An 18,518-nucleotide genomic window follows, 5' to 3' on the forward strand; every position below is an offset into this window, starting at 1 on the left:
CCGGGGGTCAGGCCCGGGCCGTCGCGGCCGGGCGCTCGAACGCCGTCCAGGTCGTCGCGTCCCAGGTGCCGGAGCGGCGCAGGGCGTTGCCGCAGTGCCAGAACACCTCCTCGGCCCGGACCTCGACGGTGATCTCGGGGACGAACTCGCCGATCGCGAGGCCCTCCCGGTAGTGCGCGCCGCGCACGACGGTGGCGTGGCCGTTGACCCGCAGGATGTCGGTGACGCCGGGCCGGACGAACAGCATCCCGACCCGCGGGTCGACGAGCAGGTTCCGCAGGCTGTCCAGACGGCGGTTGCCGCGGCGGTCGGGGAACGCGAGCGTGCGGTCGTCGAGCATCAGGACGCTGCCCGGCAGGTCGCCGCGCGGGGAGACGTCGAGCAGGCCCTCGCCGTTGGTGGTGGCGAGGAAGAACAGCGGTGACCCGGTGACGAACGCCTGCTGGACCTTGTCGAGGTGGTCGGTGTCCTTGTCCGCGATGAACGGCAACGGCGGGTCGACGATCTCGCGCAGCTCGGTCTCGGTCGTGATCTCGGTACGCGCCACGGCACCACCGTAGGTGAGGCTGGCCTGATGCCGCGGATCCACAGCGGGTCGGCGCGTCGATCCGGGTCCGCCCCCGACTCGCTCGCGAGAACGGCGAGGTCGTCGGTGATCGAGCGCAGCAGCCGGGCCACCCGTGCCGGGTCAACCACGACGGAGACTCTGCAGGAACTCCTCGTGGCTGCGGCGCATCCGGGGGAGCTCGTCGGCGTAGATCTTGCGTGTCGTCGCGACCCAGCGGACGCGGGCGGCGGGTCGTCGTCGAAGAGCAGCTTGCCGTCCTGCGCGACCCGCCCGGCCAATTCGAGCGGGGCCCCGTTGAGGACGAGCAGGTCGACCCCGGCAGGGAGACCCACCTCGAAGGACGGGGGCGGGTCCGTTGCCCACCAGGCGGCGACGTCGACATCGGAGTCGGGACGGTGCGTCCCGGCGGCCCGGCTTCCGTGCAGCAGGGCGAACCGGGCTCCGGCGGCACGCAAGGCCTCGATGGTTCCCGCCGGTAGCGGATCCCGGTCGTCGCTCATGGGATCAATGTGGCATCGCCCGCCGCCGGGCCCGGTCTCCGATTCACGGCGCGCCGTCCCCGCCTCACGGTCCGTGTCGTGCCCGCGGCTACCCTCGGTGCGCCCCTGAACCCCGTGCGCCGTGATCGATCCGCGGCGCCACGATATGCCGAGTGCCGAGGTCCGCCCTGCGATGACCACAGCCCCCGCCGACCAGCGAGGTCGCGTGTCCCCCTCCACCGGTGACCAGCCGAAGCCCGCCCAGGACGGCCCCACCACCGGGCCGACGCTGTTGCAGCGCGTGATCCTGCCGCGCCCGGCCGACCCGATGTCGGTGCGCACGCTCTACGTCGACGAGCGCTCCGGGGCGAAGCTGACCCCGGTCGAGCCGTTGCCGGGGGAGAAGGACCGGCCGGTCACGGTGACCGTCTCGGGTACCGGCGGACGGCGGCTGAAGGTCACCTCGCGGACGACGGCCGTGGTGCCGGCGCAGACCGAGGTCTCGTTCGGCGCCTACTTCAACGGCTTCGCGGCCGGCTACTGGCGCGCCTGGTCCACGCTGACCGACATCGCGCTGCGCCTGGACCTGGAGGGGTCGGGCCGGGTCGACGTCTACCGCACCAAGGCCGACGGGTCGCAGATCTACGTCGGCGGTGAGGTCGTCGACGGCCGTCGCGAGGTCGAGATGGCACTGGACCTGCGCCCGTTCGAGGACGGCGGCTGGTTCTGGTTCGACCTCACGACCGACGACGCCGAGCTCACGCTGCACGGCGGCGGCTGGCACGCCCCGCACCCGGCGCCCGGGCGGGCCGCGGTCACGGTCGGCATGCCCACGTTCAACCGCCCCGCCGACTGCGTCGCCACGCTCACGGCGATCGGCGAGGACCCGGTCGTCCTCGACGCCGTGACCGCGGTGATCCTGCCCGACCAGGGCACGAGGAAGGTCCGCGACCAGGCCGGCTACGAGCAGGCGGCCGCCGCTTTGGGGGACCGGCTGCGGATCGTCGACCAGCCCAACCTCGGCGGGTCCGGCGGGTACGCGCGCGTCATGTACGAGGCGCTCGGCAGCACCGACTGCGAGCAGATCCTCTACATGGACGACGACATCCTGCTCGAGCCGGACTCGATCCTGCGCGCCGTCGCGTTCTCCCGGTTCTCCCGCGAGCCGATGCTCGTGGGCGGGCAGATGCTCTCGCTGCAGGCTCGCTCGCAGCTGTCCACGATGGGCGAGGTCGTCGACCGCAACCAGTTCATGTGGCGTCCCGCCCCGAGGACCGAGGCGCACCACGACCTGGCCGAGCAGACGCTGCGCCAGACCCCGTGGCTGCACCGGCGCGTCGACGTCGACTACAACGCCTGGTGGATGTGCCTGATCCCGCGCGTCGTCGCCGAGGACCTGGGCCTGCCGCTGCCGCTGTTCATCAAGTGGGACGACGCCGAGTACGGCCTGCGCGCCCGTTCACGCGGCTACCGCACGGCGACCGTGCCGGGCATCGCCATCTGGCACATGTCGTTCATCGAGAAGGACGACAGCTCGGACTGGCAGGCCTACTTCCACTACCGCAACCGGCTCGTCGCCGCGGCCCTGCACGGCCCGGAGGACCCGACGGCGATCCTGCGCGAGACGTTCAAGCGCACGCTGCGGCACCTGATGCTGATGGAGTACTCCGCGGTCGCGCTGCAGATCAAGGCGTTCACCGACTTCCTGGCCGGGCCGGAGGCGCTGTTCCCGAAGCTGCCGACGGTGCTCGCCGAGATCCGGGCCGAGCGTGCGACCTACGACGACGGCCGCCCGCTCGACTCGGCCACCCAGGTGCCGCTCGCCGATCTCGACGCGCTGGGCGCCCAGCTGTTCCCGGAGCCCCCGTCGGGGCGGGCGCAGTCGGCGCTCGGACTGGTCCGCGGGGTGCTGCGCAACCTCAAGACGCCGGACCCGGGCCTGCGCGAGCGCCCGCAGCGCAACGTGCCGTGGGCGAACGCGCAGTGGTTCGTGCTCGCCGGGCTGGACTCGGCGACGGTGTCCACACCGGACGGTCGTGGGGTCACGTTCCGGCGTCGCGACCCGGCGATGTTCAAGCGGATGGTGTCCGAGTCGTTCCGGCTGCACCGCGCGGTGTCGGCGGACTGGACGTCGCTGCGTGAGCGCTACCGGGCCGCGCTACCCACCCTGACCAGCCGGGACGGCTGGAAGCACCTGTTCGAGTGAGCACGGCGACGGCGGCGCCCGCCACCGGTCAGGCTCCGCCGGAGCAGCCCCGTCCGCGGGGCCGCTGGTGGGCGTTGTTGCTGCTGGGGGCGCTGACGTCGTTGCTGGGCGCGCTGGCCGTCCTCGCTCCGGTGACGGCGAACGACCCGGTGCTGACCTGGCCACAGGCCGGGCAGGCGCCGGCGTCGACCGTCGTTCCGCTCTCGCCCTACCGGCCGTTGCAGCTGCGCGCCGAGATCCCGTGCGAGACGGTGCGCGCGGTGGCCGCCCGTCCCGGTGGCGGCGACGTCCTGCGCACGATGCCGGCCTCGGTGAACGCGGCCGAGGGCCCGGGACTGCTGGTCACGGCCGGTCCGGGCGACCGCGTCACGATGACGTCGTCCGGGCGCGAGCTCTACGCCGGCCCGACCGGCGCCCCGGGCTGCTCCTACCGGATCGAGGCCGACGACACCGGCACCCGGGTGCTCGGCACCGGCGGCACCGGGACCTCCCTGGTGGAGGAGCGTGGCCTGGAACCACCGCAGGTCGCGCAGTTCGAGACGGACGCGCAGGGCCTGCCGCAGGCCGCCGGTCTCTCGGTGCAGCTGCACACCGACGCCCGGTACGAGTCGTCGCCGTCGGTGCTCAAGACCGTCCTGCTGATCGCGCACCTGGTCTCGCTGGTGGCAATGCTCGTCGTGGCCTGGCGGACGTGGCGGGGACGCGACGTCGAACGGCTCCCGCGGGCCCGTCCCGACAGTGCCGATCGCTCCTCCGCGGGACGGATCACGTCGTCGGCGCCGGACGCCGTCGTCCTGGTCGTCTCGCTGGCCTGGGCGGTGCTCGGCCCGGTCAACGTCGACGACTCCTGGTACGCGCTGATGGCCCGCAACGGCGCCGCGTCCGGCACGATCGGCAACTACATCTACCAGTTCAACGTCACCGAGAACCCGTTCTCCACCAGCCAGTACCTGATGCAGTTCTGGGGCTCGTTCGGCGAGTCGCTGGGCCTGCCCGGCTGGGGCCTGCTGTGGCTGCGGGTGCTGCCGGTCGTCTACGGGCTCGGGACCTACCTGCTGCTCCGCGCCCTGCTGAGCGTCCTGACCGGACGGCTCGGGCGACGCCCCGGCGTCGTCTGGGCGCTCGCGGCCGCGCACCTGCTCTGGTTCACCGCCTACGGCATCACGCTGCGCCCGGAGCCTGCCGGGACGCTGGCCACGGCCGGGGTGATGCTGCTGGTGGCGCTCGCCCGGAAGCGGGGCTCCCTCGGGATGCTCGCCGCCGCGACGGCCGTCGCCGTCATCGGGGTGTCCACCGCCCCGACGGCGCTGGTCGCGGCCGTCCCGCTCGTGCTGGGCCTGCCGATGGTGTGGGCACGTCTGCGCGCCGCCGGGTGGACGGAGCGGCTCGCCGTGGTGGCCGTCGCGGTCGGGGCGGCGAGCGTGATCGTCCCGCTGGGGTTCGGCGACGCCTCGCTCGGCGACGTCCGCGAGTCGATCGCGGTGCACCGCTGGTACTACTTCCAGTACTCCTGGTTCTCCGAGATCGTGCACTACGCGAACCTGCTGCAGCCGAACGACCAGGGCGCCTGGGGCAAGCGCCTGCCGGTCCTGCTGACGCTCGCCGTGGTCGCCGCCGGACTCGTCCGGCTGGGCCGCCGGCGCGGGACGGGCGGGCCGCTCGGCTCCGCGCTCGGCTTCGCCCTGACGATCACCGCGCTGTCGCTGGTGGCGGTCGCGGTGTCGCCGACGAAGTGGGTCAACCACTTCGGCGCCGTCGCCGCACCGGCGACGCTGCTGCTCGCGCTCGCCCTGGTCCGCACGCCACTGCCGCGCCGGACACCGGCCCGGGTGCTCGCCGTCGGGGCCGCCCTGGCCGGGGTCGCAGCCGCGGTGTCGTTCGCCGGACCCAACCTCTGGCGCCCGTTCTCGGACTGGGGACAGCCGTTCGGCAACCACTCCGTGATCGATGCGGCGGTCAACTCGAACGTGCTCGCGCCGCACGCCGGGCCGCTCTACCTGCGTAGTCCTTTCCTGTGGATCCTGGTGGCCGCTGCGGCGGTGTACTGGGTGTACCGGCGCCGTCGTAGCGGCCGGCCCAGCGGGCTCACCCCGGACCGGGCGGTCCTCGGGGTCGCGCTCGCCGGCGGGGCCGTGTTGATGCTGGTCGTGTTCTCGGTGGCACCGGTCGGTCAGGCTCCGGGCGCGTCCGTCGCGTCGATGAACCTGGCCACGCTCGCCGGCCGTCCCTGCGGTCTCGCCGACGCCGTGCAGGCGATGGCCCCGGCCGAGCCCGGACTGGGTGCTGCCGCCGGGCCCGAGACGGTCACCGGCGACATGCGGGCGGGCGTCCCGCCGCAGCGGAGTGCGCCGGGGGGTGCGTCGGCGGGTGTCTGGGGCGACGACGCCCCCGGCGGAACCGGTGTCGGCTCCGTGACCACCGGTTGGTACCCGCTCCCGGCCGACACGGGGTCCGGCTCCGTGATCGTCCCGGCCACGGGGGACCTGAGGTCGGGCCAGTCGGTGGTCCTCGAGGTCGGGGCCGGCCCCGCCGGGGCGCCGACCGCCACCGACCGGATCACCCTCGACCTGCCCGGCTCCAAGAAGGCCGACTGGGTGAACCTGTCCGCCGACCCGGCCGAGGCCCGGCTCCCCGGCCCGCCGAGCGCCGTCCGGCTCGTGGCGGCCGACCGCATCGACGGCGCGGACAGCTGGCTCGGCGTCGGCGCGCCCTACCTCGCCGAGGCGCGCCCGGCGTCCGAGCTGATCGCCGGGCAGCCGGTGTTCGCCGACCAGGTCTCCGCGGTGCTCTGGCCGTGCGCCGACCAGATCGTGATCCGCGACGGCCTGGCCCAGGCCCCCGCGTGGCGCCTGCGTGCCGGTGACGGCTTCGAGGACGCGATCAAGGACAACTCCACCTTCACCGCCAACGGCGGCACTCTGGCCGCCGTCGACCGGACGGCCAGGTTCGTCGAGCTCCCGTCCGGTCTCGAACCGCCGGGCGGGCGTGCGATGTTCGGCTGGGGCCACGTCGAGCGCGTCTCCTACGACCACCCGCCGGGCCTGTTCGACCTCTCCGTCGGCACGGTCGAGCGCAACGGCTGGACGCGCCTGCCCACCCTGGTCGGCAAGTACTACACCGGCCGGGACTTCCTGGGCTGACCTGAGCCCACCGGCGAGGCAGCCGGCCCGGCTCATCCGCACCCCTTGCCGCGATCCGCACCTCGTGCAGGGGGTGCGAACGGATGGCAGGGGTGCGGATCACCAGAAGGCCACCCTGACGGCCGACTCGGGGTCGTCCCCGATGTGGTGTCGGGTCACTCCGGCTGCGATGGGTCCATGTCTCCCGCGGCCCCGTCCCTGCGCACCTGGCGTCAGCTGACCGTCTGGTTGCACGTGCTCACGTCCGTCGGCTGGATGGCCCTGGCCGCGGTGATGGCGGTGTCGCTGGCCTTCGCCGCGACCCACCCGGCCCTGCGGCTCGGGGCGCTGGAGACGGCGCACCACCTCGACCAGTCGCTGCTCGCGCCGCTGGCCGCCGGCTCCGCGCTGACCGGCATCGTGCTCAGTGCCGCGACCGCATTCGGCTTCTTCCACCACTGGTGGGTCACGATCAAGTTCGCGATCACGTTGGTGCAGCTCTACCTGGGCATCTTCGTGCTGTCGAACGCCCTGGACGTGGCGCGGACGACGCCGGAACAGGTCCCGTCGGCGACCGGCCTGGTGCTCGGCCCGGCGCTGATGGCGGGCGCGATCGCGTTCCAGGGCTGGCTCTCGATCGCCAAGCCGTGGGGCCGCACGCCGGGCATTCGGAGGGCCAAGCCACCGACCGGGCCGCGCTGGGTGTTCGCGGCGGCCGTCGTCGCGGTCCCGGTGGACCTGACGGTCGGGCTCGTCCTCGGGCACCCACGGCCGCTCGCGGCGATCCTCGTCCTGGTCGTGGTGCTCGTCCACCGGGCGTGGGTGCTCCGCGGCTCCCGCATCGCTCCGGGGGCTCGGGGTCAGCTGCGCTCGTCGATCTCGTAGAGGCGCGCCCAGTTCTCCCGGCTCGTCAGCTGCGGCGCGGCGTCGCGCCATTGCTGCGCGACCTGCGGACCTTCCGCGTGCAGGCGGCGCAGCGTGCGCACGGCGCGGCGGGAGAGCTCGCGCAGGCGGTCGCGGTCCCGGGTGCGGACCCGGACCCCGGTCTCGGCCATGTCGGTCACGATCGCCCGCTCGAACAGCGACACGTGCCACCAGTGCGCCTCACCGGCCGGCACCATCCCGGTCCGGAACGGGACCCGTCCGGTGCCCTGGAACAGCGCCCGCTTCACCCAGGTCAGCAGCATCCGCGCCGGCTTGCCGGGGGACAGGTGGACCTGGGTCTCGCGGAAGTCCAGCGGCAGGTCGTTCACCGGCACCGGCGTCGTCTCCGGGTAGGCGGCACGGATCCGGCGGATCTCCGCCGCGGCCGCGGCCGAGCCGTCGACGAGGATGTCCGGACCCTCCAGGAAGTCCTCGACGGCCTGCAGCAGCGTCGCGGCCAGCCCGTACTGCATCGCGACCAGGTACTGGCCCAGCAGCGTGGTGACGGTGGTGGTCACCGTGCGCCGGTCGAACCCGGTGCGCAGGGACGCGGTGATCAGGCCGTTGCGCTGGTTGAAGTAGCGGTGCCACTCGTCCCAGTCCTTCCAGCCGAAGTCCGCGTGCCAGACACCGGCGCCGGGCAGCGACACCGTCGGGTAGCCGTGCTCGCGGGCCCGGTAGCCGAACTCGACGTCGTCCCACTGGAAGAACAGCGGCAGCGGGTAGCCGATCGCGCGCACGATCGAGGCCGGGATCAGGCAGGACCACCAGCCGTTGTACTCGGTGTCGACGCGGCGCTCCTGCACCATCGGGAGCTGGCGCTCGTCGCGGCCGAGCAGGAACCCCTCGACCATCGCGCCGTCCACCGGCAGCCCGACCTTGAGCTGCTCGGGGATCGCGTACTCCGCGGTGATGTGCACGTGCCCGGGGTGCAGCAGGTTGAGCATCTGCCCGCCGACGATGGCCGGGCGCGTCGTGCAGGCCGCGAAGCCGATGAGGCGGACCACGATCTCGGGGTCGAGCAGGACGTCGTCGTCCATCAGCAGGACGTCGTGGTCGTCGGCCGGGTCGCCGGCCGTGGCCTCGAACAGCCCGCGGGTGAAGCCGCCGGCCCCGCCCAGGTTCGGCTGGCGCTGGTAGCGCAGCTGGTCGCCGAACGCCTCGGCGATGCCGGCGAACCGGTCCCGGCTCTCCAGCGGGTCGGTGCCCTGGTCGACGACCCGCACGTACCGCACGCGGTCGCGGGCGAACGGGTCGTCGAGCAGCGCCTGCAGCGTGTTCAGGCAGTCGGAGACCCGGTTGAACGTGCAGATCGTGATCGACGTCGGCCGCAGCGGCTCCGGGTGCGCGACGCTCCAGCGCACGTCGGAGACGGTCAGCTCGCCGGTCTCGGTGGCCATCTCGATCCACATGCCGCCGCCGTCGACGAACCGGTCGACCGGCCCGGTGAGCACGATCTCGGTGTCCCCACCGCCGTCACACGATGCGACGTCGACGGCGCGGCCGACCTTGTTCGTGTCCGAGGCCATCAGCCACACCCGGCCGGTGCCGGACGCGCGCAGCGTCACCCGCACCTCGCCGACGGCGGTCCAGCGCTGCCAGTAGGTGGCGTGCAGCCGTCCCCAGTAGGTGTTGGTGGAGACGTGCGTGCCCGGGGTGAGCGACACCGTCGTGCGGTCGCGGCGGGCCGTGCCGCGCAGGATCTCCGCATAGAGGTCCTGCGGGACCAGCGCCGTCGGCCCCGCGAACATCCCGCGCTGCACGGTCAGGCGCGCGTCGGGGGCGCGCCCGTCCGTCGTCAGCGGAGCGGGGTCGTGGCTCCGAGCGGGCTCAGCGGTACGCAGCATCGGGAACGGCTCGCCTTCCAGGGGGTCGTCCGGTCGGGTCTCCGGTCGTCGCCGGCCGGAGGGGCCTCACCCCTCCATTGTCCCGCCGGCTCATCCGGGCAGCGGCGACGGGTCCGACGGCGGGGGACCGGCCTGTCCGACCGCGGACCAGCCCCACATCGTGCGGGTGCCGCGGACGACGTCCGGCCGGGCCGCGTCGGCGGCGTAGGGCTCGACGACGCGGAACTGGCCCGCGTCGAAGTCCCAGGCCCCGGGCAGGTACGTCGGCAGCACACGCTGCGCGGCGACCTGGCTCAGCCACCCGAGCGGCCCGCCCGCGGACGGGAAGCTCCAGCTGTCGCCGACGGCGCGCAGCTGGGTGTCGCCCAGGAACCGGTAGGTCGGGACCTGCGCGATGCCGGCGTTGACGTCGAAACGCTTGAGGCACGGGCTCGGGAACGCGACGGTGTAGTCGAGGAACCCGGGCTCGTCGCCGACGAGCTGGGTCATCGGGGTCAGGACCGGCACCCGCGGCTGGGCGACGGCGAGCCAGGAGTTCGGCCCGGTGCCGCGGTCGGTGGCGACCACGCGGACGCGGTCGGCCGTCGCGACCGGGGTGTTCGCCAGGTCGAGCCGCACGTCGCGCCAGGCGCGCCCGCCGGCCGAGGTGCCCGACGGGTCCGCGGTCGTGCTGACGGTGCCGCCGGCCCCGGGCGGGGAGATCTCGCCGACGGGCTGGGAACCGCGGGCGAACTCGAGCGTCAGCTCGTTGCCCAGCCCCACCGAACCGGCGATGCCGAGCACCAGGGGCGCGGACCCGTTGCGGGCGGCCTCGGGCAGCGAGTACCAGCCGGAGCGGTAGTCGCCGACGGCGTTCGGGCTGGTCGAGTAGCTGCCCACGACCGGTCCGCCGAGCGGCCCGGCACCGAGGACGTCCGCGAGGCGGTCACCCTGGCCGTTGTTGTCGCGCAGCGAGCCCGGACCGGTCGGCGGGAGCCCGGTCGGGGAGAACCCGACCGCGCTCGGGGCGTCGTCCGGGCTGCCGGTCGGCGGGGCCGCCGGGAGCACACCGGCCGCCGGGTCGGTCTCCACGAGGAGCCGTCCGGCCAGCCCGCAGTTCGAGCCGGTCGGGTCGCTGATCACGTCGGCGCCGAGCGAGTAGCTGCCGGCCTGCTTCTCCATGCCCTTGGCCAGCGAGGCGACCATGAACAGCACCATCAGCGCGCACACGACGGCGATCGGGGCCGAGCCCAGACGCACCGCCTGGGCCTGGCTCAACCGCACACGGCGGATCCGCCGCCCGGCCACGGGCGCCTTCTGGCTCAGCACCGGCCGCGGGATCCCCGGCGTGCGCAGGTGCTCCACGACGCCGACGATCAGCGAGATCGCGGCCAGGACCAGCAGCAGCTCGGTCGCCGAGTACCCCATGATCGACGGCGGCTTGTCGAACCACGGCACGCCCCAGTTGGAGACGTACCACCAGGTGTTCGGCCCGGTGAAGGCCAGACCGGTGACCGCCAGGACGGCGGAGAGGAACAGCGCCTGGTTGCGGCGCGAGCGCAGGACGCCGGTGCTGGTGGCCAGCGCGGCGAGTGCGGCCATCCCGGCGCCGAGCGCGGCGAACGCGCCGAAGTGGTGGGTCCACTTGGTGGGGGTCAGGGCCAGCACCGCGAACGAGAGCACGGTGCTGCCCATCAGCCGGCGGCTGAAGTTCAGCGCGGCGCCCGGGATCCGTCCCCGGCGCAGCAGGACCATCGCCGCGACCGCGGTGCACAGCAGCGTCAGCAGCACCGGGAAGCGGCGCATCAGGGAGCCGTCGCGGCTCTCGGAGAACAGGTTCTGGTAGCGGGTCAGCTCCTCGTACCAGGCCAGGTTCGGGCCGATCTCGGTGCGCACGCGGGTGGCCTCGGAGATCGTCGCCCAGGTCTGGTCGCCGAAGATCGCGACCAGCACGATCAGCCCGGCGGCGGCGAGCGGGGCCAGCGTCGTCACCCACCCGGTGCGGCGTCCGCGCTCGCTCAGCAGCCGCAGCAGCGGCCGCGCGGCGGCCAGGAACGGGGCCAGCGCGATCAACCCGGTCGGGGTGGCCGCGACGGCGAACGCCGCGGCGAACAGCGCACCGGCGACCGGCAGCAGGCGCCGGGTGGCCAGCGCCCGCTCCAGCGTGACGAACGACAGCAGCGCCGCGATGACGACGACGGTCTCGGGCCGCAGCCCGTTGTCGAAGGTCAGCCAGTAGCAGAGGAAGACCCCGGCGGCGGCCCAGCCGGCGGAACGGCTGCGGCGGACCCGGGTGCCCAGGCGCGGCAGCAGCGCGCGGCTGATCAGGAACCACGAGGCCACACCCATCCCGAGCGCGGGCAGCCGCAGCCACAGGACGGACTCCGAGATCCCGCTCCAGAGCGAGTACAGCTGGTAGAACCAGCCGAACGGGGCCTCCGGGACGTTGAACCAGCGGTAGTAGTTGCCGATGTAGCCGGCCGCGTCGTCGGCCCGGGAGATGGCCAGGATGTAGCCGTCGTCGGGGGTGACGCTGCCGATCGCCGTCCACACGCCGAGGACGACGACCACGAGCGCGTCGCGCAGGATGTCGCGTCCCTGCAGGGCCCGGGACAGCCGCCGCCCGTGCAGCACCCGGCGGCCGTCGCGGTCGTCCATCCGGCGCAGGAACCAGAGGCAACCGGCCAGGGTGAGGACGGCGATCGCGCTGACGACGATCTTCAGGACGGTCGCGGTGCTGTCGTAGCGGTTGTCCGCCTCGATCCGCACGGACGTGTCGCCGACCGGGTCCTGCGCGGCGTCGAGGTCGGAGTAGATCCCGACGACCTGGGGTCGCGCGTCGAAGTCGAGGGAGAACAGCTGCTGGTCACCGAGCGTGGCGACGGTGCGGCCGAAGTCCGAGGTGATGCGCAGTGCGCCGTCCCCGGGCGGGAGCGGTGCCGTCACGACCTGCCGGCCGCGGACGTCGATCGCGACCGTGCCGGCGTCGACACTGACCCGCATCCCGACGGTGTTCCCGTCCGGGGCGTTCACGGGGACGGTGGAGAACACGGTCGCGGTGCCCGGGGTGCGGGCCTCGAGGCTGCGGATCGCGGCGACGGGGAACGTCGCCTCCATCGTCTCCGGACGCATCGCGACCAGGGGCGTGTCGACGGCGGCGGTACCGCTCTGTGCCGTCGGCCAGCGCACCTCGGAGGTGGTCTGCACGACGGGCAGGAACGGCACGGCCAGCGCGAGCACGGCCGAGATCAGCCCGAGACCGGCGGCGAGCCAACGGTCGACGGGACGTGGGCCGCGTGCGCGGGACGACGTCGTGTCCCGTGATTCTGCGGCCACCTGGTCGGTGGTCAGCACCCCGTCGAGGCTAGACAGCGTCTTCGGACGGTTCGGCACGGCCCCGTCCACACGGGTCCGACGCCTCCGTCCGGCGGTATCCCCCGCCCGGGGAGTCAAGGTCGCGGATCTCCCATGATCGACACTCTCCGTCACCAGATGCGACATTCGGGCCTAGTTCGGGTGTCCCCGGTGACGGTGTCGGCGCAACCTCGTTGGCCCTGACTGTGAAGAACATCGCCACCGGGCGCTCCGCATCGGCGCCGGACACCGCTGCCCGGATGAACCGTGCGCCCGGCGGTGAACTGCGGCCGCTGACCGGTCTTCGCATCGTCGCCGCGGTCTGGGTGGTCGCGTTCCACTTCCACTTCACCGCGCTGCCCGGCGTCGCCGACGTCTCCGCTCTGCTGGGCCCGCTGGTGACCCAGGGCTCGCTCGGGGTGGACCTGTTCTTCGTGCTCAGCGGCTTCGTGATCGCCTACACCTACCTCGACGTGCTGGGCCCGCGGCTGCGGCTGCGCGAGGCCCGGCGCTTCGTCTGGGCCCGGGCGGCGCGGATGTGGCCCGCGTACTTCCTGGTGTTCAACCTGTTCGGCGTCTGGATGGTCGCCCGGTCGATGTTCGGGTCGGACCCGTCCGAGGTCGCGTTCCAGGCCGTGCAGCCGACCCTGAGCTGGGGGGAGTGGCTGCAGCAGGTGTTCCTGGTGCAGATGTGGAACCGGCCGTTCCTCGACGGCGCGTCCTGGGTCGGCCCGACCTGGTCGATCAGCGCCGAGTGGCTGGCCTACCTGCTGTTCCCGCTGACGGCGCTGGTGTTCTTCCGCCTGCGGCGGCTGCCGGTCGTGGTCCTGGCTCTGGGTGCGGTCGCGCTGATGGCGCCGATGGCCGCCGCGTTCGTGCTGGTGGGGAGCCCGTACTACCCGTTCAGCTGGCTGGTCCGGATCGTCTGCGGGTTCTCCGCCGGTGTCCTGACGCTGCTGGTGGTCCGCCGCCTGCGCTCGAGCGAGCGGAACCGGCGCATCGCCTCGGTGCTGGCGGGGATCGCGATCGCCGGGATCCTGGCCGCGCTCGTGGCGAGCGTCGTCGCCGGGGTCGGCGCGGTGGGCCTGGTCGCGCTGCTGTTCCCGGTGCTGGTCGGGGCGCTGGCCCTGGCCGACCGCGGTCCGGCGCGGTTCCTGGCGTCGCGGCCGATGGTGCACGGCGGACGGATCTCCTACGCCCTCTACCTGGTGCACATCCCGATGTTCGAGGTGTTCTGGCTGGCGCTGCGCCGCGCCGGCGGCGAGGGGTTCCTGGCCGCGGGATCGATGTCCGCGCACCTGGTCGGCCTCGGTGTGCTGGTCGCGACGATCCCGGCCGCGCACCTGCTGTTCGTCCTGGTCGAGAAGCCGGCCCGGGTCTGGATGCGTGACCTGCCCGGTCGTCGCCGGGCCCCGGCGCCCGAGGCGGTGGCGGCGGAGGACGCGGGCGCGGAGCACCAGGACGACCGCTGGGACAACGACCGCGCCCGCCTCGACCCGGTCACGGCGCTGCTGCCGCGCCTGTCCCTGGAGCCGGTGGACAGCGCCCGGGCCCGGCTGGACCCGCCGACGACGCGTCTCCCGATGCAGGCCCGCCCGGCCCCGGCTCGCCCGGTACACCCGGCGACCGAGCTCCCGCGCCAGCACGAACCCGCCCACGACACGCCGCAGCCGCTGGGCCCGGTCCCGGCCCAGCGGTTCGACACCGCGGAGTGGGTGCTCGACCGCCTGCACGCCGCGCGCGACGCCGGGCACGGCGACGACCACGAGGGCGACCGCCTCGCCGGCAACCTGATGGCCGCCGCACGTCTGCGCGCGACCCCGGTCGGCGACCTGTTCGACCCGGCCGCCCGGGCCGAGCACGTGCGTGAGGTGCAGGAACGCTCCGACCGGGCGCTGTCGGTCCCGGCGCCCACCACGTCCGAGCTCTCGGACCCGCAGCTCACCGGGGCGGGACTGCCGGTGCGGGCCCGGACCCGGACCCGGAAGGAGACCCGGGAGGAGCGTGCGGGGGCACTGCTCACGGCGGACCCGGAGACCGACCCCTCGCCGGAGGGAACAGCGGTCCCCGGCCCGCGGGCCGACGCCGGGGGCCCGCACGGCGGCAGCCGGACCGGTGTCGAACGGTGCGGTCGGGGACGCGGACGGCACAGCGCGCACGACAGCGCCGCCACCCCGATCGTCGCCACGGCCGCGGCGTCGGTGCGCGGCGGCAACCCCATGCGGCGCCGTCGCCGTCCCACCCACGGGCTGCACTACCGGGACAGCTGAGGACCGGACGCCCCCGCCCGCGCGACGGCGGGGGCGTCGGCGGCAGGATGGGGCGGCCGGAACCGCGTGGATGCCACCACGGGAGACCGGCCGCCCCTCGTCCGACCCGCCTCCGCCGAACGGAACGATGAACGCCGCGAGCCCGCCCTCCGACGACTTCCCGGACGTCGCACCGCCCGCCCCACCGGCCCCGGACCCCGCCGCCGTCGGCTGGTACGTCCGCCTCGCCCGGCACCACCTGGGCCGCGGGCCCTACCTCGACGTCGGCGGCCGTGACGGCGCGCTGCTCGCCGGGCTGGCCGCGCTCGGCCCGGCCGCAGGGCTGGCGGCCACCGAGGCCGACGCCACCGCCCTGCGCGCCGGTGCGCCCGGCTGCCCGGTCCACACCGACGCCTCGACGCTGCCCGGCCCGGTCGCGGCGCTGACCGCCGTCGGCGTGCTGGACCACCTCCCCGACGACGCGCTGGACGCCGACGTCGGTCCCGGCGGCTGGTTCCGGGCCCTTGAGCCCGGGGGCCGCGCGCTGGTCGTCGCCGCCGACGCGGACGGCCGGGCCCGGGAGCTGCTCGGCGCCCGCTGGCCCACCCCGCCCGTCCCGCGGGGCCACGCACGGATCCGCGAGCTGATCGTCGCCGCGGGCCTCGAGATCGTCCGGGAGGGCAGTGACGGCCTGTGTCGCGGCCCGTACGGCCGCGTCCCCGCCGGGCTGGACCCGCGGACCGCACCCGCGGCGACGCAGCGGTCGATCGGCCGCCTGACGCTCGCCCCCGGGTCCGGGGAGTCGGCCGTGCTCATCGTGCGCCGCCCCGCCTGACCGCCCGGGCGGACGCCGGGGGAGTGGGACAGGATGGCCGCATGAGCGATCTGCTTCCCCTGGACCCCGACCAGCTGCTGAGCTCCACCCGCTCGGTGCGCAAGCGCCTCGACTTCGACCGCCCGGTCCCGATGGAGATCATCCGGGAGTCCCTGGAGGTCGCGCTGCAGGCCCCGAGCGGGTCGAACACGCAGGGCTGGCACTGGATCGTCGTCACCGATCCGGAGAAGAAGCGCGTGATCGGCGACTACTACGCGCAGGCGTTCGGGGCCTACCGCAACTCCCCGATGTACGCGACCAACCACACCTCCGGCGACGCCGACCGCGACGCCACCCAGGGCCGCGTCGCCTCCAGCGCGGAGTACCTCGCCGAGCGCATGGGCGAGGTCCCGGTGCTGGTCATCGGCGCGCTGAAGGCCGGGAAGGACCTGCCGGCGAAGAACCAGGCCGGGCTGTGGGGCTCGCTGCTCCCGGCGGCGTGGAGCCTGCAGCTGGCCCTGCGCGCCCGCGGGCTGGGCAGCGCGTGGACGACGCTGCACCTGCAGTACGAGACCGAGATCGCGCAGCTGCTCGGCATCCCGGAAGACGTCCGCCAGGGTGTCCTGCTCCCGGTCGCCTACTACACCGGCAAGGATTTCAAGCCCGCTCCGCGCCAGCCCCTCGACACGGTCCTGCACGTCGACACCTGGTGACCCCTCGTGCGCGGATATCGCTGCCAGGGCAGCGATATCCGCGCACGGGTGAGGCTCAGATGGGGAGCTTGCGGAAGATCGGGCGCGGGACGTGGCGCAGGGCGCTCATCACGTACCGGTACGGCGCCGGGGCCCAGACGAGCTCCTTCTGCTTGCGCACCGCGTCGACGATCACGTCGGCCACCGCCTCGGGGGTGGTGGACAGCGGGGCCGGGTCGAGGCCCTCGGTCATCTTCGTGTGCACGAACCCGGGCCGGACGATCGAGACCGTGATCCCGGACGGGCGCAGGGCCTCGGTCAGGCCGGTGTAGAACGCGTCCATCCCGGCCTTGGTGGAGCCGTAGACGAAGTTGGAGCGGCGCGCCCGCTCCCCGGCCACCGACGAGATCGCGACCAGCGAGCCGTGCCCCTGGGCGGTGAAGCGCTCACCCAGCGCCACCCCGGTCGAGACGGCGGCGGTGTAGTTGACCTGCGCCAGATCGACGGCGGTGTCGACGTCGGTCCAGGCCTTCTCGTTGTCGCCGAGCAGCCCGAACGCGACGATCGCGACGTCGATGTCCCCACCGGCGAACGCCTTGCGGACGACGTCGGAGTGCGTCTCGACGGCGCGGGCGTCGAACTCGACCGTCTCCACGGCGCAGCCCAGGGCCTCGATCCCGGTGCGGGCGGCGTCCAGGCGCGGGCCCGGACGGGCGGCGAGCACCACGCGCATCGGGCGGTCGGCGGCGAACGCACGCACCGTGGCCAGGCCGATCTCGGAGGTCCCGCCGAGAAGGAGGATGCTCTGCGGGTTGCCGACGGCGTCGATCATGTGGGGAGGACTCCTAGGTCAGTTCGAGGCGGCGGGACATGTCGGAGGCGAAACGGCCGTCCGGGTCCACGGACGAGCGGACCTTGCGCCACTCGTCGATCCGCGGGTAGCCGGCGGCGAACGCGGCCGGGCTGGTCCGCGACTCCTTGGCCAGGTAGAGGCGCCCGCCCGCGGCGAGCACCATCTCGTCGAGCTCGGTGCAGAACCGCGCCAGGCCGGGCGCGATCGGGAAGTCGACGGTGATCGTCCAGCCCTTGATCGGGAAGGACAGGGGCGCGGCGTTGCCCTCGCCGAAGCGCTTGAACACGTTGAGCCCGGACTTGTGCGGCGAGCCGGCGATCTTCTCGACGATCCGGCGCAGCGCCGCCTCCTCACCGGTCGGGACGACGAACTGGTACTGCAGGAACCCCCTGGACCCGTAGATCCGGTTCCAGTTCCCGAACACGTCGAGCACCTGGTAGAAGGCCGTGATGTTCTGCACCGAGTCGCGCTGGCGCCGCGGCGCCTTGCGGAACCACAGCTCGCTGAACGCGGTCAGCGAGAGCTTGTTGGCCAGCCCGTTCGGGAACACGTCCGGGAAGCTGAACAGCTGCGGCGCGTCGAACTTCAGCGGGTCCGCCTTGAGCTTGTCCGGCAGCTGGTCGACCGTGGCCAGCGAGCCGCGGGTGAGCACCGAGCGTCCGAGCTTCGCGCCGGTCGCGGTGGTGTCGAACCAGGCCGCGGAGTAGCCGTAGGTGTCGTCGGAGCCGTCGGTGAGCAGGGCCATCAGGCCGTCGAGGTCGTCGGTGCGGTCGGTGTCGACGACGAAGTACGCCGACTCCGTGCGGTGCAGCCGGACCTTGGCCCGGGTGACGACGCCGGTCAGCCCCATCCCGCCGACGGTGGCCCAGAACAGCTCCGAGTCGGTGCCCTCGGGGGTGAGCGTGTGCACCGACCCGTCGGCGGTCACCAGGTCCAGCGACAGCACGTGGTTGCCGAAGCTGCCCTTGGTGTGGTGGTTCTTGCCGTGGATGTCGGAGCCGATCGCGCCGCCGATCGTCACCTGGCGGGTGCCCGGCAGCACCGGGACCCACAGCCCGTGCGGCAGCGCGGCGCGCATCAGGGTGTCCAGGCTGACGCCGGCGTCGAGGTCGGCGACGCCCGAGTCCGGGTCGATCGAGTGGATCCGGCCCAGGCCGGTCATGTCCAGGACGATCCCGCCGGCGTTCTGCGCGGGGTCGCCGTAGGAGCGTCCGAGCCCGCGGGCGATGATCCCGCGTTCACCGGCCCGGGTGATCGCGTCCGCCACCTCCTGCCCGTCGCGTGGGGTGACGACCTCGGCGATCGTGGGCGCGGTGCGTCCCCATCCGTACAGGGACCGGGCTTGGCTCGACATCGGCCCAAGGCTACCGAGACCCGGCGTATGACCCGCCCTGCACCCGTACGGGTCAGCCGCACCGGGGGCGTACCGGCCTG

General features: G+C 73.8%; 11 protein-coding genes and 1 pseudogene. 6 read left to right on the forward strand and 6 right to left on the reverse strand.

Translation table 11 applies throughout. The features are described from left to right. Positions 1-7 precede the first annotated feature (7 nt). Complete coding sequence (locus tag EV383_RS31900; RefSeq protein WP_165438189.1) at positions 8-547, reverse strand: MSMEG_1061 family FMN-dependent PPOX-type flavoprotein; 540 nt, start codon at positions 545-547, stop codon at positions 8-10. Between the two features lie 311 nt (positions 548-858). Further along, positions 859-1,068: pseudogene (locus EV383_RS33010) on the reverse strand (nucleotidyltransferase domain-containing protein); the annotation flags it as partial. Positions 1,069-1,240: 172 nt separating this feature from the next. Here EV383_RS33010 and EV383_RS00905 point away from each other — a divergent pair. The 3 genes from EV383_RS00905 to EV383_RS00915 all read left to right on the forward strand — a co-directional run bounded on the left by EV383_RS00905 (position 1,241) and on the right by EV383_RS00915 (position 7,257). Beyond that, positions 1,241-3,253, forward strand: coding sequence for a glycosyltransferase (locus EV383_RS00905; protein WP_130288141.1), 2,013 nt, complete (start codon positions 1,241-1,243; stop codon positions 3,251-3,253). Continuing rightward, positions 3,250-6,393, forward strand: a complete 3,144-nt coding sequence (locus EV383_RS00910) for an arabinosyltransferase domain-containing protein (protein WP_130288142.1) — start codon at positions 3,250-3,252, stop codon at positions 6,391-6,393. The genes EV383_RS00905 and EV383_RS00910 overlap by 4 nt, the downstream gene beginning before the upstream one ends. A 177-nt stretch (positions 6,394-6,570) precedes the next feature. Continuing rightward, the gene (locus EV383_RS00915; RefSeq protein ID WP_130288143.1) at positions 6,571-7,257 is read left to right on the forward strand and encodes a hypothetical protein; all 687 of its coding nucleotides are present in this window, start codon (positions 6,571-6,573) and stop codon (positions 7,255-7,257) included. Here EV383_RS00915 and EV383_RS00920 read toward each other — a convergent pair. Continuing rightward, a complete protein-coding gene (locus EV383_RS00920; RefSeq protein ID WP_130288144.1) occupies positions 7,233-9,143 on the reverse strand; it encodes a glycosyltransferase in 1,911 nt (636 codons plus the stop codon). The two genes, EV383_RS00915 and EV383_RS00920, sit on opposite strands and share 25 nt — an antisense overlap. A 90-nt stretch (positions 9,144-9,233) precedes the next feature. Then, entirely contained in the window at positions 9,234-12,476 is a 3,243-nt protein-coding gene (locus EV383_RS00925; protein WP_165438190.1) for an arabinosyltransferase domain-containing protein, read from the reverse strand. A 260-nt stretch (positions 12,477-12,736) separates the two neighbouring features. Here EV383_RS00925 and EV383_RS32550 point away from each other — a divergent pair, with 260 nt between their 5' ends. The 3 genes from EV383_RS32550 to EV383_RS00940 all read left to right on the forward strand — a co-directional run bounded on the left by EV383_RS32550 (position 12,737) and on the right by EV383_RS00940 (position 16,252). Next, positions 12,737-14,746 carry an acyltransferase family protein gene (locus EV383_RS32550; protein WP_130288146.1) on the forward strand — a complete coding sequence of 670 codons (2,010 nt, stop codon included), beginning with the start codon at positions 12,737-12,739 and terminating at the stop codon, positions 14,744-14,746. A gap of 127 nt (positions 14,747-14,873) precedes the next feature. After that, positions 14,874-15,560 carry a hypothetical protein gene (locus EV383_RS00935; protein WP_130288147.1) on the forward strand — a complete coding sequence of 229 codons (687 nt, stop codon included), beginning with the start codon at positions 14,874-14,876 and terminating at the stop codon, positions 15,558-15,560. 41 nt (positions 15,561-15,601) lie between these two features. Beyond that, positions 15,602-16,252, forward strand: coding sequence for a nitroreductase family protein (locus EV383_RS00940; RefSeq protein WP_130288148.1), 651 nt, complete (start codon positions 15,602-15,604; stop codon positions 16,250-16,252). A 55-nt stretch (positions 16,253-16,307) separates the two neighbouring features. Here the strand turns inward: EV383_RS00940 and dprE2 are convergent, their stop codons facing one another. Together dprE2 and dprE1 are read right to left on the reverse strand one after the other, a co-directional pair. Then, on the reverse strand, positions 16,308-17,063 hold the full coding sequence (gene dprE2, locus EV383_RS00945; RefSeq protein ID WP_130288149.1) for a decaprenylphospho-beta-D-erythro-pentofuranosid-2-ulose 2-reductase: 756 nt from the start codon (positions 17,061-17,063) through the stop codon (positions 16,308-16,310). Between the two features lie 13 nt (positions 17,064-17,076). After that, the gene (gene dprE1 / locus EV383_RS00950; RefSeq protein WP_130288150.1) at positions 17,077-18,438 is read right to left on the reverse strand and encodes a decaprenylphosphoryl-beta-D-ribose oxidase; all 1,362 of its coding nucleotides are present in this window, start codon (positions 18,436-18,438) and stop codon (positions 17,077-17,079) included. Positions 18,439-18,518: the final 80 nt, after the last annotated feature.

Source organism: Pseudonocardia sediminis (genome assembly GCF_004217185.1).
Taxonomy (GTDB): Bacteria; Actinomycetota; Actinomycetes; order Mycobacteriales; family Pseudonocardiaceae; genus Pseudonocardia; species Pseudonocardia sediminis.

Bases quoted from the DNA above. Each gene is read 5' to 3' on its own strand.
- EV383_RS00905 (WP_130288141.1), top strand. From the start codon at position 1,241: ATGACCACAGCCCCCGCCGACCAGCGAGGTCGCGTGTCCCCCTCCACC.
- EV383_RS00915 (WP_130288143.1), top strand. From the start codon at position 6,571: ATGTCTCCCGCGGCCCCGTCCCTGCGCACCTGGCGTCAGCTGACCGTC.
- EV383_RS00920 (WP_130288144.1), bottom strand. From the start codon at position 9,143: ATGCTGCGTACCGCTGAGCCCGCTCGGAGCCACGACCCCGCTCCGCTG.
- EV383_RS32550 (WP_130288146.1), top strand. From the start codon at position 12,737: ATGAACCGTGCGCCCGGCGGTGAACTGCGGCCGCTGACCGGTCTTCGC.
- EV383_RS00935 (WP_130288147.1), top strand. From the start codon at position 14,874: ATGAACGCCGCGAGCCCGCCCTCCGACGACTTCCCGGACGTCGCACCG.
- EV383_RS00940 (WP_130288148.1), top strand. From the start codon at position 15,602: ATGAGCGATCTGCTTCCCCTGGACCCCGACCAGCTGCTGAGCTCCACC.
- dprE2 (WP_130288149.1), bottom strand. From the start codon at position 17,063: ATGATCGACGCCGTCGGCAACCCGCAGAGCATCCTCCTTCTCGGCGGG.
- dprE1 (WP_130288150.1), bottom strand. From the start codon at position 18,438: ATGTCGAGCCAAGCCCGGTCCCTGTACGGATGGGGACGCACCGCGCCC.